The organism is Streptomyces sp. NPDC015171 (assembly GCF_043079545.1).
Classification (GTDB): Bacteria; Actinomycetota; Actinomycetes; order Streptomycetales; family Streptomycetaceae; genus Streptomyces.
This window is the reverse complement of the sequence record NZ_JBIBUO010000017.1, coordinates 90,799-106,327: the sequence shown is the minus strand read 5'-3', so window position 1 is coordinate 106,327 and position 15,529 is coordinate 90,799. Positions and strand designations below refer to the sequence as shown.

Below are 15,529 nucleotides of genomic sequence, written 5' to 3'. Positions count from 1 at the left end.
CGGACGCCTGCTGCGGAGCGACCCCCTCACGCCGGTAGGGTGACCGGGAATCCGCCGGACAACGTGGTCCGGTTACCCGGCCCACGTTGAGAAGGTATTTCGGGCTATGCGCATTGGTGTCCTCACGTCCGGCGGCGACTGCCCCGGCCTGAACGCCGTCATCCGGTCCGTCGTGCACCGCGCCGTCGTCGACCACGGCGACGAGGTCATCGGTTTCCGGGACGGCTGGAAAGGCCTCCTGGAGTGCGACTACCTCAAGCTCGACCTCGACGCCGTGGCCGGCATCCTGGCCCGCGGCGGCACCATCCTCGGCTCCTCCCGGGTCCGCCCCGAGCACCTGCGGGACGGCGTGGAGCGGGCCAGGGGCCATGTCGCGGAGCTGGGCCTAGACGCGATCATCCCGATCGGCGGCGAGGGCACGCTGAAGGCGGCCCGGCTGCTGTCGGACAACGGGCTGCCCATCGTGGGCGTGCCCAAGACCATCGACAACGACATCGCCGTCACGGACGTCACCTTCGGTTTCGACACCGCGGTGACCGTGGCGACCGAGGCGCTCGACCGGCTGAAGACCACCGCCGAGTCCCATCAGCGGGTGCTGATCGTGGAGGTCATGGGCCGGCACACCGGCTGGATCGCGCTGCACTCCGGCATGGCGGCCGGCGCCCACGCCGTCGTCGTGCCCGAGCGGCCCTTCGACATCGAGGAGTTGGCGAGGAAGGTCGGCGAGCGGTTCGAGGCGGGCAAGCGGTTCGCGATCGTGGTCGCGGCCGAGGGGGCCAAACCGCGCCCCGGCTCCATGGAGTTCGACGAGGGCGGCAAGGACATCTACGGCCACGAGCGGTTCGCGGGCATCGCGCGCCAGCTCTCGATCGAGCTGGAGCAGCGGCTCGGCAAGGAGGCCCGGCCGGTCATCCTCGGGCATGTGCAGCGGGGCGGCACGCCGACGGCGTACGACCGGGTGCTGGCGACCCGGTTCGGGTGGCACGCGGTGGAGGCCGTGCACCGGGGCGAGTTCGGCCGGATGACGGCGCTGCGCGGCACCGACATCGTGACGGTGTCCCTGGCCGAGGCCGTCGAGACGCTGAAGACCGTCCCCGCCGAGCGGTACGACGAAGCGGAGTGCGTGCTGTAGTCCGCTCCGGAACAACCCGCCCCCGGTCGCAGCCGTGACCGGGGGCGGTTCTACTCTTGGGGGCGGACAGACACGTACAACCCCCACGAATCAGGAGCCGCCGGATGGATCACAGCGGGCACGGCATGATGATGGATCTGCCGCCGTTCACGCTGGGGCGGGGGCTCCAGTGGTCGGCGGATCCGTTCTTCCTCGTGGCCTGTCTCGCCGGGCTCGCGCTGTACGGCTGGGGGGTCGTGCGGCTGCGCCGGCGCGGGGACTCCTGGCCGGTCTCCCGGACCGTGTCGTTCGTGGCCGGCGTGCTCACCATCGCACTGGTGATGTGCACCAAGCTGAACGACTACGGCATGGTCATGTTCAGCGTGCACATGGTGCAGCACATGGTGATCAGCATGCTGTCGCCGATCCTGATCCTGCTCGGCGCCCCGGTCACCCTGGCGCTGCGCGCGCTGCCGGCGGCCGGCAAGGGCCGCAAGGGGCCGCGCGAGCTGCTGCTGTGGCTGCTGCACAGCCGGTACATGCGGATCATCACCCATCCGGCGTTCACCATCCCGCTGTTCATCGCGAGCCTGTACGCCCTGTACTTCACCCCGCTGTTCGACTTCCTGATGGGCTCCCGAACCGGGCACATCGCGATGATGGTGCACTTCCTCGCGGTCGGTGTGGTGTTCTTCTGGCCGATCATCGGCGTGGACCCGGGTCCGCACCGGCCGGGGCATCTGATGCGGATGCTGGAGCTGTTCGCCGGCATGCCGTTCCACGCGTTCTTCGGTATCGCGCTGATGATGGCGTCGGAGCCGATGGTCGAGACGTTCAAGCACCCGCCGGCCTCGCTCGGCATCGAGGCGCTGTCCGACCAGAGCGCGGCGGGCGGCATCGCCTGGGCCTTCAGCGAGGTCCCGTCCGTGCTGGTCCTGATCGCGCTGCTGTTCCAGTGGTACCGCTCCGAGCAGCGGCAGGCCAAGCGCGCCGACCGGGCCGCCGACCGCAACGGCGACCAGGAGCTGGCGGCGTACAACGCCTACCTGGCCTCGCTGAACGCGCGCGAGAGCTGAGGCCCGGCGCGCGCCTGAGCTGTGTCCCGGAACCCTTGCGGGCCGGAGCGGTGTCCGCTCCGGCCCGCCGCCGTATCCCCTCCGGGCCGGAATCGGGGCACCATGGTCGGGGACGGACCACGAGGAGGGTGCCGCGATGCCCGGTTCCACGAACGGTTCCACCAAGGCGATGGGGGCGCTCACGGTCGGCGGGCTGGTCGTCGTGACCGCCTACACGGTCGCGCTCGGCAGCAACGGCTGGCTGTGGTTCGGATGGGTGGTGCTGGGGCTGCTGACCCTGGCGCTGATCGTCACCCAGTCCTGAACCGCGCCGTCCGGGCGGGTCTGGTTACAGTGCCCGCATGAACAGCAGGACGCCCTCCTTCGACGAGCTGGACCGCCAGATCGTCATCGCGCTCATGGCGAACGCCCGGACCAGCTTCGCCGAGATCGGCGCGGACGTGGGGCTGTCCGCCACGGCGGTCAAGCGGCGCGTGGACCGGCTGCGGGAGACCGGGGTGATCACCGGGTTCACGGCGACGGTCAGGCCGGCGGCGCTCGGCTGGCGCACGGAGGCGTACGTCGAGGTGTACTGCGAGGGCGCGGCCCCGCCCCGGCGCCTCGCCGAGGTCGTCCGCAACCATCCGGAGATCGCGGCGGCCATGACCGTGACCGGCGGCGCCGACGCGCTGCTGCATGTGCGGGCCCGGGACGTGGAGCACTTCGAGGAGGTGCTGGAGCGGATCCGCGCCGAGCCGTTCATCCGGAAGACGATCAGTGTGATGGTGCTGTCCCATCTGCTCCCGGAGAGCCCGGAAGCGGGCGCCACTCACGCTGCCCCCGAATGACCCGTGCGACACGCAGGAGTCATGCGTGCCGCCCGGGAACAACGCAGCGATGCTGCGCATCTGCGCAATCTTTCTCGCTTGTCGCGCGTCCCCCTCCCTTCCTACCGTGGTGTCACCCCTCAGTGACACACAGGAAAACGGAGGAAACCCTCTGTGTCCGAACGTCGTGTGCCGCGTGCTCGGCGTTTTCTCGTCTGCGAACCCAGACACTTCGCCGTCCAGTACGCGATCAACCCCTGGATGCAACCGGACCGGCCCGTCGACATCGACCTGGCCCAGGAGCAGTGGCAGTCGCTGATCCGGGCCTACCGCACGCACGGCCACACCGTCGACAGCGTCGAGCCGGTCCCCGGGCTGCCCGACATGGTGTTCGCCGCCAACGCGGCGTTCGTCGTCGGCGGCCGGGTCTTCGGTTCCCTCTTCCACGCTCCGGAGCGGCGTCCGGAGTCCGTCCACTACGACACCTGGTTCAAGACGGCGGGCTATGACGTGCACCGCCCCGAGGCGGTGGCCGAGGGCGAGGGCGATCTGGTGTGGACGGGCCGCTACGTGCTCGCGGGCACCGGGTTCCGCACCACCCGGGAGGCCCATCGCGAGGTGCAGGAGTTCCTCGGCCACCCGGTGATCGGCCTCACCCTGGTGGACCCGTACTTCTACCACCTGGACACCGCGCTGTTCGTCCTGGACGACGACAACATCTGCTACTACCCGGAGGCGTTCTCGCCGGGCAGCCGGGAGGTGCTCGACCGGCTGTACCCGGACGCGGTGCCGGCCACCCGCGAGGACGCTCTGACGTTCGGCCTGAACTCCGTCTCCGACGGCCGGCACGTCTTCATCGCGCCCAGGGCCGAGGCGCTGGCCGAGCGTCTCGCGGGCCACGGCTATGTCCCCGTCCCCGTCGACCTGTCCGAGCTGCACAAGGCCGGCGGTGGCATCAAGTGCTGCACCCAGGAGATCCGCTGATGACCGCACCCGCGCGCCCCCGTACGTCCGACGACCTGATCCGTGCGGAGGAGCCGGTTCTCGCGCACAACTACCATCCGCTGCCCGTGGTCGTGTCCCGGGCCGAGGGCACCTGGGTCGAGGACGTCGAGGGCAACCGCTACCTCGACATGCTGGCCGGCTACTCGGCCCTCAACTTCGGCCACCGGCACCCGGCGCTGATCGAGGCCGCCCACCGCCAGCTGGACCTGCTCACCCTCACCTCCCGCGCCTTCCACAACGACCGGCTCGCCTCCTTCGCCGAGCGGCTCGCGGAGCTGACCGGCCTGGACATGGTGCTGCCGATGAACACCGGCGCCGAGGCGGTGGAGAGCGGCGTCAAGGTGGCCCGCAAGTGGGCGTACGACGTGAAGGGCGTGCCGGCCGACCGGGCGACGATCGTCGTCGCGGCGGAGAACTTCCACGGCCGTACGACGACCATCGTCAGCTTCTCCACGGACGAGACCGCGCGCACCGGCTTCGGCCCCTTCACCCCCGGCTTCCGGGTCGTGCCGTACAACGACCTGGCCGCGCTGGAGGCGGCGGTCGACGAGACCACGGCCGCGGTGCTGATCGAACCCATTCAGGGCGAGGCCGGGGTGATCATCCCGGACGACGGCTATCTGACCGGTGTGCGGGAGCTGACCCGGCGCAAGGGCTGCCTGTTCATCGCCGACGAGATCCAGTCGGGTCTCGGCCGCACGGGCCGTACCCTCGCCGTCGAGCACGAGGGCGTCGTCCCGGACATGCTGCTGCTCGGCAAGGCGCTGGGCGGCGGCATCGTGCCGGTGTCGGCGGTGGTGGCCCGGCGCGAGGTGCTGGGTGTGCTGCATCCGGGTGAGCACGGCTCGACGTTCGGCGGCAACCCGCTGGCCGCGGCGGTCGGCACGGCCGTGATCGAGCTGCTGGAGAGCGGTGAGTTCCAGCGCCGGGCGGCCGAGCTGGGGGTGGTCCTGCGGGACGGGCTGACCGAGCTGGTCGGCCAGGGCGTGACCGGGTTCCGGGCGCGCGGGCTGTGGGCCGGGGTGGACGTCGACCCGGCGCTGGGCACCGGCCGCGAGATCAGTGAGCGTCTGATGCGCGAGGGGATCCTGGTCAAGGACACCCATGGCTCGACGATCCGGCTGGCGCCGCCCCTGACCATCACGGCGGAGGAGCTGGGGTCCGCCCTCGCCGCCCTGCGCAGGGTGCTGGCCTGAGCGGCGGGCGGGGGCCGGTGGCGTCACCGGCCCCCGCCCGCCGTCGGTCGTCCCGCGCCGGGCTCAGCGCGTGCCGGGGCGCCGGGTCAGCGCGTGCCGAGGAGTCGCTTCATCTCCTTGATCTCGGCGCTCTGCGCGATGACGACGGCGTCGGCCATGGCTTTGGCCGCGCCGTCCCGGCCCTTCGCCCGCTCGGTGGCGGCCATCTCGACGGCGCCCCGGTGGTGCTCGGTCATCAGCGTCAGGAACCGGGTGTCGAAGTCCTTGCCGGTGGCCTTCCGCAGGGCCGTCATGTCGGCGTCGCTCATCATCCCGGACATACCGCTGTGACCCGAGTGGTCCATGCCGGCCATGGGGAGCTGCTCGCCCCAGGCCCGCAGCCAGCCGGTCATGGTGCGGATCTCCGGGTCCTGTGCCTTCTCGATGCGCGCGGCCAGGTCCCTGACCTCGGCCGAGGCGGCCCGGCCGGCGGCGAGCCGGGCCATCTCCAGGGCCTGCTGGTGGTGCGGGATCATGCCCTGTGCGAAGGCGACGTCCTGGGCGTTGTGGGCGCCGGCGGTCGCGCTCGGGGCGGAGCCGCCGTGGCCGCTGTCGGCGTGGTCGCCGCCGCAGGCGGCCAGGACGAGGGCGCCGGCCGCGGCGAGGGCGGCGAGGGCGGCACGGCGCGTCAGGGTACGGGTGGTCATGCGGGAACTCCTGTTGCTCTGAAGGGATTTCGGGCACACGTGCGCACGGCCGCGGCACCCGCGCGGGGCAGGGCGTGCGGCCGGGGCGGCCTCTAGATCCGCAGGAGTTGGAGTTCGGCCAGATCGGGCGGGGCGCGGGCGCCTTCCGGCGTGGCGGCGGCGGCGGAGTGCGGACGGACGGCCGCGGCGGCAACGGTCACCGGGCCGGGGACCGGTCCGGGCAGCTGCGGACCGTCGTGCACGGCGCCCGAGGCGCAGCTCGCGTCGGCGTGGTGCGGCCGATGGCCGCCGCAGTGGCCGGCCCCGTCCGGGCAGTCGTCCGGTGCGCCGACGGCGACCGCGCCGTGCGCGGCACGCATGGGCCCGGCATGCCCCATGCCCCCGCCGGGCGCCAGCGCGTGCATGCCGAGCAGCCCGAGCAGGAGGCCCAGCACGAGCAGCCCGGGACACCGCAGGGGCGGTCGCGGGGCGTGCTTCGGGATGCCGGTCATCGGGGACATCGTACGAGGGCCGGGGGCGGCGGCCGGGCAGGGGCACGGCGGTGCGGGGAGGGGACGGTGGACGGTTCCCCGGCGCGAGCACGACGGACGGCTCCGCGCGAGCTTGCCCGATGTGGTCTGTCGGCCTGGTCATGACGGCCGGAATGCGACTTAATGTCCAGATGGGGCCCATCGCCGCGCTCCGGGCCGCACGCACGGGGACCCGACCGCATGTCCGCGCCGCGGCGGGGCAGTCACCCAGCGAGCCGTAGCCGAGTGAGGAGCGAGCCGTGTTCTACCACCTGCTCAAGTACGTGCTGCTGGGTCCGCTGCTCAGACTGGTCTTCCGGCCCCGGATCGAGGGCCTGGACCACGTACCCGCGTCGGGCCCGGCGATCGTCGCCGGCAATCATCTGTCCTTCTCCGACCACTTTCTGATGCCGGCGATCCTGAAGCGCCGCATCACCTTCCTCGCCAAGGCGGAGTACTTCACGGGGCCGGGGCTGAAGGGCCGGCTCACCGCGTTCTTCTTCCGCAGCGCCGGGCAGATCCCGGTGGACCGCTCCGGCAAGAACGCGGGGCGGGCCGCGATCCGCGAGGGTCTCGGGGTGCTGCGCAAGGACGAGTTGCTCGGCATCTACCCGGAGGGCACGCGCTCGCACGACGGCAGGCTCTACAAGGGCAAGGTCGGGGTCGCGGTGATGGCGCTGCGGGCGGGCTGCCCGGTGGTGCCCTGCGCGATGATCGGCACGTTCGAGGCCCAGCCGCCCGGCAAGGTGGTGCCGAGGATCCATCCGGTCACCATCCGCTTCGGCGAGCCGCTCGACTTCTCCCGCTATGCCGGCATGGAGGACGAGAAGGCCGTGCTGCGGGCGGTCACCGACGAGATCATCTACGCGATCCTCTCCCTGTCGGGGCAGGAGTACGTGGACGAGTACGCGGCCGACGTCAAGGAACGCCAGGCCGCGGAGCGGGGCGCACGGGAGCGCAGGTTCCCGCGGGCACCGCTCGCCTGACCGGTCCCTGGGCGGCGGGGCCGGCGCGGCGCGGGAGGCCCGGCACCCGGGACAGGGCACGGCGAAGGGGCGGCCGGGAAGTCCGGCCGCCCCTCGTCACCGTATCGGCGGGGTTACGGCTTGGGCGTGGTGTGCGGGGCGCAGGTCACGTCCTTGCCGTCCAGCTTGCCGTCGAGCAGGTAGGCGTCGACGCGCTGGTTGATGCAGGGGTTGACCAGGCCGGTCACACCGTGGGAGCCCGCGTCCTTCTCGGTGATCAGGCGGGAGCCCCGGAAGCGCTTGTGCAGTTCGACGGCGCCGTCGTACGGGGTGGCGGCGTCACGGGTGGACTGGACGATCAGCACCTGCGGCAGGCCCTTGTGGGTCTTGACGTCGACCGGGTGGTGCTGCTTGCCGGGCCAGGTGGCGCACGGCAGGTTCATCCAGGCGTTCGCCCAGGTGAGGAAGGGGTAGTCCTTGTGCAGCCGGGTGTTGTCCCGGTCCCACTTCTGCCAGCTGGTGGGCCACTTGGCGTCGGCGCACTCGACCGCCGTGTAGACGGCGTTGCTGTTCTCCGAGGCGATGTTGCCCGCGGTGTCCGACAGGTCGGGGGCAGCCGCGTCGACCAGCGCCTGGGTGTCACCGGCGACGTACTTGCTGAAGACGGTGGCGACCGGCACCCACGAGGAGTCGTAGTACGGGGCGCTCTGGAAGAAGGAGATCAGCTCGGCCGGGCCGACGACCCCGCCGATCGGGTGCTGCTTCGCCGCGGCGCGCAGGTCGAGCCACTTGGCCTGGACGGCGGCGCGGGTGGTGCCGAGGTGGAAGGCGGCGTCGTTCGCGGCGACCCAGTCCTGCCAGTCCTTCCAGCGGCCCTCGAAGGCGACGTCCTGGCCCAGGTTGGCCTGGTACCAGATGTTCTCGCGGGAGGGGTTGACCACGCTGTCGACGATCATGCGACGCAGGTGGCCGGGGAAGAGGGTGCCGTAGACGGCGCCGAGGTAGGTGCCGTAGGAGACGCCCAGGTAGTTGAGCTTGCGCTCGCCCAGCGCCGCGCGGATGACGTCCAGGTCGCGGGCGGTGTTGGGCGTCGTCATGTGCGGCAGCATGGCGGCGCTGCGCTCGCCGCAGCCCTCGGCGTACTCGCGGGCGAGCTTGCGCTGGGCCCTCTTGTCCGCCGCGCTGTCCGGCACCGGGTCGGCCTTCGGCGCCTTGACGAACTCCTGCGGGTCGACGCAGGAGATGGGCGCGGAGTGGCCGACGCCGCGCGGGTCGAAGCCGACGAAGTCGTAGGCCTTGGCCACATTGGCCCAGATGGGGTTCTTGTTGGTGACCCGGGTCGGGAAGCGCAGACCCGAGCCGCCGGGGCCGCCCGGGTTGTAGACGAGCGCGCCCTGGCGCTCCTTCTTGGTACCGGTGTTGCCGATCCGGTCCACGGCGAGCTTGATCTGCTTGCCGTACGGGTGCGCGTAGTCGCGCGGCACGCTGACCCAGCCGCACTGGATGGGCTTCGCCAGCCCCCAGTCGGCCGGGCAGTCCTGCCAGTGGACGCCGGCCTTCGCGGCGCGGGCGGCCGCGATCTCGGCGCCCTTGGCCTCCCGGTCCGGGCCGGGACGGCCGGCGGCGCCGGCCATGGGTGCCGAGACGGCACCCGCGATCAGAGTGGCGGTGACAAGTACTCCGGCGGAACCGAGTGCCAGCAGACGGCTCTTCGGCCTGTTCTCCCTCAAGTGGGCCCCTCCCCCTACCTCGCTGAGTGTGGTCAGACGGGGATCCTCTCGGCTGTGAGCCCGCTGAGAACAGAGCTCTTCACCCTTCTTTACCAATCCGATAACCGGATGATCATGTCCCGCTGAGCGTGACGCTCCGGCCGAACCGCGTCAGTACCTCGTCCAGCAGCCTCCGCAGGCGCAGCGCGTCCGGCGCGACGGCGGTGACCAGAGCGGCGGGGCCCGCCAGAGGCACCAGCGCCGCGTACTCCCCCAGCGGCTGCGCCTGAAGGGGGCTCTGGGCGAACTCCGGGCGGACGAACACGAGTTGTCCCACCGCGCGATGTCCGGCGAGCACGGCCGGGCCGTCCCAGCCGCCCGGTGCGCCCGGCCCGCAGGCCAGCTCCTGGTCCAGCACGGTCCGGCCCGCGATCCGCACGGTCAGCCGGCTGGTGAGCCGCCCGGAGCGCTCCCCGGCCCGCCCCAGCACCTGCTCCTCGCGCAGCACCAGACGGGCACCGGCGCCCAGTTCGGCCCGGGTGGCGAGGTACAGCTCGCTGCCGTCGACGGAGATCAACTGCTCGGGCAGCCAGTGCAGTTCGCCCCCGTCGGCCACGTCGAGCCGTACGTCGTACCGGGCCTCACCCTTGGCCTGGCCCGGCAGGGCGAGGGTGGCGGCGGCCGACCCGACGTGCAGCCGGGCCCCCTGTGCCACCCGGGCGGCCAGCGTGAAGCGGTCACCGCCGAGCGGTCCGCTCATCGCGCCGACGACCATGACCCGCGCCTCCGGTCCGGTCGAGCGGATACGGCGCAGCGCCAGCGGGCCCTCGCCGTCCAGGACGGGCAGCACCGTGCCGCCGCGGCCGTCGGCGCGGGCCTCGATCCGGGCACTCGCCCGGACCCCCGCAGCGGTCACGCCGTCCATGCGGCGAGCCGTTCGCGGACCCACGCGGCCACGTCGGCGACGCCGGGCTCGCCGCGCAACGACTGCATCACGACCGGGAGTTCGGCCCGCTGCGCCTTGGCGTCGGCGGCCATCCTCGCGAGATCGGAGCCGACGTACGGGGCGAGGTCGGTCTTGTTGACGACGAGCAGGTCGGCGGTGGTGACGCCGGGCCCGCCCTTGCGCGGGATGTCGTCGCCGCCGGCCACGTCGATCACGAAGATCTGGGCGTCCACGAGCCCCTTGGAGAAGGTGGCGGTGAGGTTGTCGCCGCCGGACTCGACGAGGATCAGGTCCAGCGGGCCCACCGCGTCCTCCAGGTCCTCGACGGCCTCGAGGTTGGCGGAGATGTCGTCGCGGATCGCGGTGTGCGGGCAGGCGCCGGTCTCGACGGCGGTGATCCGCTCGGGCGGCAGTACGGCCTCCCGGAGCAGGAACTCGGCGTCCTCCCGGGTGTAGATGTCGTTCGTGACGACCGCGAGGGACAACTCCTCGCGCAGCGCCCGGCAGAGCGCGGCGACGGTGGCGGTCTTCCCGGAGCCGACGGGCCCGCCGAGCCCGACGCGCAGGGCCCGCCGGGTCCCGTCGGTGCGGTGGGCGTCCGCGCTGACGGCGGCCGGGCCCTCGTGGGTGTGGTCGAGGTGCATGGCATGGCTCCTTCTCAGCCGGGTTCGGCCTCGCCGGGCCGTCCGGGGTCGGCGGACGGGGCCGTGCGGGCCCGAGGGGGGGTGGGGGCGCGGCCCCCGGGGTCAGGAAGCGAACAGTCGTACCGGCCAGCCGGAGTGCCACTCCGCGCCGACCTCCAGCAGCGGCCCGGAGGCGGCGGGCAGGGCGTCCATGCCCTCCTCGGCCACCTTGCGCGCGGACTCCACCGCCGCGTCGGCGACGCGGTCCAGTTCCGGCGCCAGGCGGGCCAGCACCCCGGTCGCCTCGAACGGATCGAGGCTCAGCAGCCGCACGGTGGCCGTCGCCGGCCCGCTCACGCTCTCGTACACCGCGCAGTGGGCCGCGTCCTCGGGTGCGAGGCCGGCCGCCCGTGCGACCAGGCCGAGCACCACCGGCTGATGGGCTCCCTTGGGGAACTCCCGTGCCAGGGACTCGAGTTCTGCGCTCGGCCAGGCGGTGCGGGCGGCCCGCAGCAGCTGCCGGCCGAGGCGCCGCGCCGCGGCCCGCAGGGCCGGGGACGGGGTGCGGGCGTCCGCCGCCGCGTCCAGCTCGCGCGGGTCGGCGCCCAGGACGGCCGCGGCCGCCAGCGCGCCCGCGACCAGTCCCGCGGTGTGCAGCCGGCCCCGGCAGAACTCCTCCAGGCTCGCGGCGTCGGTGATCCGGCCCGCCTTGACGGCGGCCTCCGCCCCGCCGGAGTGCGCGTGCCCTCCGGCGGGGAAGCGGCCGTCGCCCAGGACGAGCAGTGCTGCCCGTGTCATCGCGTCACCCTCAGAAGAGGAAGTAGCGCTGGGCCATGGGCAGTTCGACGGCCGGGGCGGCCTCGACCAGTTCGCCGTCGATGTGCACGGCGAAGCTGTCGGGTTCGATCCGTACGTCCGGCCGGGCGTCGTTCTCCCGCATGTCGGCCTTGGTGACCGCGCGCGTGGACTCGATCGCCACGAACCGCTTGCCGAGCCCCAGCCGCTCCGGCAGCCCGTCCTCGATCGCGAGCCCGGCAACGAAGTTGACGGAGTTGGCGGCCGGGGCCCGGCCGATCGCGCCGTACATCGGGCGGGGCAGGATCGGCTGCGGAGTGGGGATCGAGGCGTTGGCGTCGCCCATCTGCGCGTACGCGATCTGTCCGCCCTTGAGTACGAGGAGCGGCTTGACCCCGAAGAACGCGGGCTCCCACAGCACCAGGTCGGCGAGCTTGCCGGTCTCGACGGAGCCGATCTGGGCGGCGAGGCCCTGGGCGAGTGCCGGGTTGATCGTGTATTTGGCGACATAGCGCCGCACCCGGTGGTTGTCGGCGCGGCCGTCGCCGGGCAGCGCGCCCCGCCGGCGCTTCATGACGTGGGCGGTCTGCCAGGTGCGCAGGACGACCTCGCCGACCCGGCCCATGGCCTGGGAGTCGGAGGAAATGATCGAGATCGCGCCGAGGTCGTGGAGTACGTCCTCCGCGCCGATGGTGGACGGGCGGATCCGGGACTCGGCGAACGCCAGGTCCTCGGGGACGGCCGGGTTGAGGTGGTGGCACACCATCAGCATGTCGAGGTGTTCCTCGGCGGTGTTGACGGTGAAGGGCCGGGTCGGGTTGGTGGAGCTGGGCAGCACGTTGGACCGCGAGACCACGGTCATGATGTCGGGCGCGTGACCGCCGCCGGCGCCCTCGGTGTGGTACGAGTGGATGCCCCGGCCCGCGATGGCGGCGAGGGTGTCGCCGACGAAGCCGGCCTCGTTCAGGGTGTCGGTGTGGATGGCGACCTGGATGCCGGTCCGGTCGGCGACGGTGAGCGCGGCGTCGATCACGGCGGGCGTGGAGCCCCAGTCCTCGTGCAGCTTCAGTCCGGCGGCGCCGCCGCGGATCTGCGAGAGCATCGCCTCGTGGCTGACCGTGTTGCCCTTGCCGAGGAAGCCGACGTTGACCGGGTAGGCCTCCATCGCCTCGAACATCCGGGCGAGGTGCCAGGGTCCTGGTGTGACGGTGGTGGCCTTGGAGCCCTCGGCGGGGCCGGTGCCGCCGCCGACCAGGGTGGTGATGCCGGAGGCCAGCGCCTCGTCGGCGATCTGCGGGCAGATGAAGTGGACGTGCGCGTCTATCGCACCGGCGGTGAGGATGCGCCCGTTGCCCGCGATGATCTCGGTCTCGGGGCCGATGACCAGGTCGGGGTGGACACCGTCCATGGTGTCGGGGTTGCCGGCCTTGCCCAGGGCGGTGATCCGGCCGTCGCGGATGCCGATGTCGGCCTTGACGACGCCCCAGTGGTCGACGACGACGGCGCCGGTGATCACGGTGTCGGGGGTGCCCTCGGCGCGGGTGGCGCAGGACTGGCCCATGGACTCGCGGATGACCTTGCCGCCGCCGAAGACCGCCTCGTCCCCGGATGTGCCGGGGCCGCCGGAGCGGTCCTCCTCGATCTCGATCAGCAGGTCGGTGTCGGCGAGCCGGATCCGGTCGCCGGTGGTGGGCCCGAACAGGTCGGCGTAGGCGGCGCGGGAGATCTCAGGCATCGAGGGCGCCTCCGGTCTCCCCGCGCAGTCCGGGCACGATCCGGGCGCCGGCCAGCGGCACGAGTTCCGTCTCGACGGGGATGCCGGGCTCGAAGCGGACGGCGGTGCCGGCGGGGACGTCGAGCCGCTTGCCGCGGGCGGCGGCGCGGTCGAACTCCAGGCCGGGGTTGGCCTCGGCGAAGTGGTAGTGGGAGCCGACCTGGATCGGCCGGTCGGCGGCGTTGAGTACGGTCAGCCGGGTCACTTCACGGCCGGCGTTGCAGACGACGGCGTCGTCCGCGAACAGGATCTCTCCGGGAATCATCGCGGCCCCCGTCAGATGATCGGTTCGTGGACGGTGACGAGCTTGGTGCCGTCCGGGAAAGTGGCCTCCACCTGGACGTCGTGGATCATCTCCGCGATGCCGTCCATGACGTCGTCCCTGGTCAGAACCTTGCGGCCGGAGGACATCAGCTCGGCGACGCTGCGGCCGTCCCGCGCGCCCTCCAGGATGTGCGATGTGATGAGGGCGACCGCTTCCGGGTGGTTGAGCCTGAGCCCGCGGGCCCGGCGCCTCTCGGCCACGTCGGCCGCCACATGGATCAGCAGCCTCTCTTGTTCGTGCGGCGTCAGTTGCACGTCCCACCTCACAGTCCTTGCTCCGGACCGTGCGGGGTCCGGCTGCCGCAGCCACCACGACGGGGATAGGTGTAACACACAGACAAATACCCGGATCGTCGTCAATCCGGGTCAGAAAAACCCCTGGTGGCGTGGATGGGCAGGCTAGAACGCCGGAGTTTCAACGACGTTAACCAGACTTTGGCTCGCGGATGACCCCGCTATGGGCTCCCGCAGAGAGAGCGGCTCAGGAGGTGCCCGGCCGCCGGTGCTCGGCGGCGATCCCGAAGCGGTGCCGCTCCTGCGGCGCCGAACCGGTCTCGCGCACCCGGGACACCGAGCTGACGACCTGGTCCTCGGGCTGCTCGTCCAGGGCGTCGAGCCGCTCCAGATCGGCGGCCGAGACCAACGCGACCAGCGGCTTGCCGTGCCGTGTCACGACGACCCGCTCACCGCCGTACACGACCCGGTTGATCAGGTCGGCGAGTTCAGCCCTGGCTTGCGTCACCGGAATCTCGTAGGCCATACCCCCAGCTTACGGGGCACTCCACCGGTGCCTACTGCTTCGGGAGGACCACATCGGTGCTCCAGTCCTCACCGAATCGAGTGACGTGACCGTCGTCCATCGTCGCCCCCGCGTTGAGGCTGTACTTGCCTTCGAGCGGCATCTTCTCGCCGGGGGTGGCGGACTGGAGGACGTCGCACATGTCACCGACCGTGGCCACCGGGGTGTCCTTGATCGCGGTGATGACGTCGCCGGTCTCCAGGTTGGCCTTGGCCGCCTCCGAGTCGGTCGCCACCGACTGCACGAACAGCCCTTCGGTGCCGTCCTTCAGCAGGCGCTGCTGCGTATCGGACACCAGTTGCTCCGACTTGGGATCGTCGGCGTACAGGGAGCTGAGGCTCGCGTCGTCCAGGGACGCGAGCAGCCATCCGGGGGCGTTCTTCTTGTCGCCGTCGGACAGCCCGTCCAGCCTCGAGCGCACATGCTCGCCGCTGATCGAGTAGTACTGCCCCTGCGCGTCGGGGTTCCCCAGGGTGTTCAGCCCGACCACCTTGCCGTCGGCGTCCAGGAGCGGGCCGCCGGAGTTGCCGGGGTTGATCGTGGCGGAGTGCTGGATCGTGTCCGAGTAGTGGGGCAGGGAGGGCGAGGGATCCGCCGGCACGTTCGGCGACTGGACGACGCCCGCGGTGTAGACGGGCTTCTGCTCCTCCGGGTTCTTGTCGAAGGACGCCGGGTAGCCGATGGCCGTGACCGCGTCGGCGGCCTCGACCTTGCCGCTGTCGCCGAACTCCAGCTGTTCGAGGTCCTTCTGCGGCGCGGTGAACTGCAGGACGGCGATGTCCTGGCACGGATCGATGCCGAGGATGCGGACAGGTTCCTCGCCCTTGTCCGGGATGACGGCCTTGAGGGCGCTCTCACCGGCGACGACATGCGCGTTGGTGACGATGAGCCCCTGTTCGGCGTTGTAGATGAAGCCGCTTCCGAAACCCGTCTTGCCCACCACGTGGACAGTGGCCGGTGCGGCCTTCTCGAAGATTTCCTGCGGCGAATCGTCCGCCGGGGCCGCGTACGCGACCGTTCCGCCCATCACCAACGACGCGACCGCCGGTGCGGCGAGCGCGGCTCTGAGTTTCGCATCCACGGCGCGGAGCCTTCCGACATCGGGCGGCATCCCACCGGGACCAGCCCGGAAATGATCGCTTGCACAACCAGCTTAAGCGGGTGCCCGGGGCCTGTCCTGGCGAGCCGTCACCAGCCGAGCCCTT

General features: G+C 71.9%; 18 protein-coding genes. 7 read left to right on the top strand and 11 right to left on the bottom strand.

Annotation, left to right across the window (positions count from 1 at the left end):
* The first annotated feature begins 106 nt into the window (after positions 1-106).
* The 6 genes from ACF073_RS34240 to rocD all read left to right on the top strand — a co-directional run bounded on the left by ACF073_RS34240 (position 107) and on the right by rocD (position 5,194).
* Positions 107-1,132, top strand: a complete 1,026-nt coding sequence (locus ACF073_RS34240; protein ID WP_392075363.1) for a 6-phosphofructokinase — start codon at positions 107-109, stop codon at positions 1,130-1,132.
* Positions 1,133-1,236: 104 nt separating this feature from the next.
* Positions 1,237-2,187, top strand: a complete 951-nt coding sequence (locus ACF073_RS34235) for a cytochrome c oxidase assembly protein (RefSeq protein WP_392075362.1) — start codon at positions 1,237-1,239, stop codon at positions 2,185-2,187.
* Between the two features lie 136 nt (positions 2,188-2,323).
* Positions 2,324-2,491: a hypothetical protein gene (locus ACF073_RS34230; RefSeq protein ID WP_392075361.1), complete on the top strand. Its 168-nt coding sequence runs from the start codon at positions 2,324-2,326 to the stop codon at positions 2,489-2,491.
* Positions 2,492-2,528: 37 nt separating this feature from the next.
* Entirely contained in the window at positions 2,529-3,014 is a 486-nt protein-coding gene (locus ACF073_RS34225; RefSeq protein WP_392075360.1) for an Lrp/AsnC family transcriptional regulator, read from the top strand.
* A gap of 153 nt (positions 3,015-3,167) precedes the next feature.
* On the top strand, positions 3,168-3,977 hold the full coding sequence (ddaH, locus tag ACF073_RS34220) for a dimethylargininase (RefSeq protein ID WP_392075359.1): 810 nt from the start codon (positions 3,168-3,170) through the stop codon (positions 3,975-3,977).
* The gene (rocD, locus tag ACF073_RS34215; RefSeq protein ID WP_392075358.1) at positions 3,977-5,194 is read left to right on the top strand and encodes an ornithine--oxo-acid transaminase; all 1,218 of its coding nucleotides are present in this window, start codon (positions 3,977-3,979) and stop codon (positions 5,192-5,194) included. The genes ddaH and rocD overlap by 1 nt, the downstream gene beginning before the upstream one ends.
* Before the next feature lie 86 nt (positions 5,195-5,280).
* Here rocD and ACF073_RS34210 read toward each other — a convergent pair whose 3' ends face one another.
* Positions 5,281-5,880 carry a DUF305 domain-containing protein gene (locus ACF073_RS34210; RefSeq protein ID WP_392075357.1) on the bottom strand — a complete coding sequence of 200 codons (600 nt, stop codon included), beginning with the start codon at positions 5,878-5,880 and terminating at the stop codon, positions 5,281-5,283.
* 92 nt (positions 5,881-5,972) lie between these two features.
* Positions 5,973-6,371 carry a DUF6153 family protein gene (locus tag ACF073_RS34205; RefSeq protein WP_392075356.1) on the bottom strand — a complete coding sequence of 133 codons (399 nt, stop codon included), beginning with the start codon at positions 6,369-6,371 and terminating at the stop codon, positions 5,973-5,975.
* 278 nt (positions 6,372-6,649) lie between these two features.
* On the opposite strand from ACF073_RS34205, the gene ACF073_RS34200 reads away from it, so the two are divergent.
* Positions 6,650-7,375: a lysophospholipid acyltransferase family protein gene (locus ACF073_RS34200; protein ID WP_392075355.1), complete on the top strand. Its 726-nt coding sequence runs from the start codon at positions 6,650-6,652 to the stop codon at positions 7,373-7,375.
* A 113-nt stretch (positions 7,376-7,488) separates the two neighbouring features.
* On the opposite strand, the gene ACF073_RS34195 is transcribed toward ACF073_RS34200, so the two are convergent.
* The 9 genes from ACF073_RS34195 to ACF073_RS34155 form a co-directional block, all read right to left on the bottom strand.
* On the bottom strand, positions 7,489-9,084 hold the full coding sequence (locus tag ACF073_RS34195) for an alpha/beta hydrolase (RefSeq protein ID WP_392075354.1): 1,596 nt from the start codon (positions 9,082-9,084) through the stop codon (positions 7,489-7,491).
* A gap of 112 nt (positions 9,085-9,196) precedes the next feature.
* Positions 9,197-9,988, bottom strand: coding sequence for an urease accessory protein UreD (locus ACF073_RS34190; RefSeq protein ID WP_392075353.1), 792 nt, complete (start codon positions 9,986-9,988; stop codon positions 9,197-9,199).
* Positions 9,976-10,653 carry an urease accessory protein UreG gene (gene ureG, locus ACF073_RS34185; RefSeq protein WP_392075352.1) on the bottom strand — a complete coding sequence of 226 codons (678 nt, stop codon included), beginning with the start codon at positions 10,651-10,653 and terminating at the stop codon, positions 9,976-9,978. The genes ACF073_RS34190 and ureG overlap by 13 nt, the downstream gene beginning before the upstream one ends.
* Before the next feature lie 102 nt (positions 10,654-10,755).
* The gene (locus tag ACF073_RS34180) at positions 10,756-11,430 is read right to left on the bottom strand and encodes an urease accessory protein UreF (RefSeq protein WP_392075351.1); all 675 of its coding nucleotides are present in this window, start codon (positions 11,428-11,430) and stop codon (positions 10,756-10,758) included.
* A 10-nt stretch (positions 11,431-11,440) separates the two neighbouring features.
* Positions 11,441-13,162, bottom strand: a complete 1,722-nt coding sequence (locus ACF073_RS34175) for an urease subunit alpha (RefSeq protein WP_392075350.1) — start codon at positions 13,160-13,162, stop codon at positions 11,441-11,443.
* A complete protein-coding gene (locus ACF073_RS34170; protein WP_392075349.1) occupies positions 13,155-13,466 on the bottom strand; it encodes an urease subunit beta in 312 nt (103 codons plus the stop codon). The genes ACF073_RS34175 and ACF073_RS34170 overlap by 8 nt, the downstream gene beginning before the upstream one ends.
* Before the next feature lie 11 nt (positions 13,467-13,477).
* Positions 13,478-13,780 carry an urease subunit gamma gene (locus tag ACF073_RS34165; RefSeq protein ID WP_392075348.1) on the bottom strand — a complete coding sequence of 101 codons (303 nt, stop codon included), beginning with the start codon at positions 13,778-13,780 and terminating at the stop codon, positions 13,478-13,480.
* A 226-nt stretch (positions 13,781-14,006) separates the two neighbouring features.
* A complete protein-coding gene (locus tag ACF073_RS34160) occupies positions 14,007-14,285 on the bottom strand; it encodes a type II toxin-antitoxin system Phd/YefM family antitoxin (protein ID WP_392075346.1) in 279 nt (92 codons plus the stop codon).
* A 31-nt stretch (positions 14,286-14,316) separates the two neighbouring features.
* Entirely contained in the window at positions 14,317-15,405 is a 1,089-nt protein-coding gene (locus tag ACF073_RS34155; protein WP_392075345.1) for a S1C family serine protease, read from the bottom strand.
* Positions 15,406-15,529: the final 124 nt, after the last annotated feature.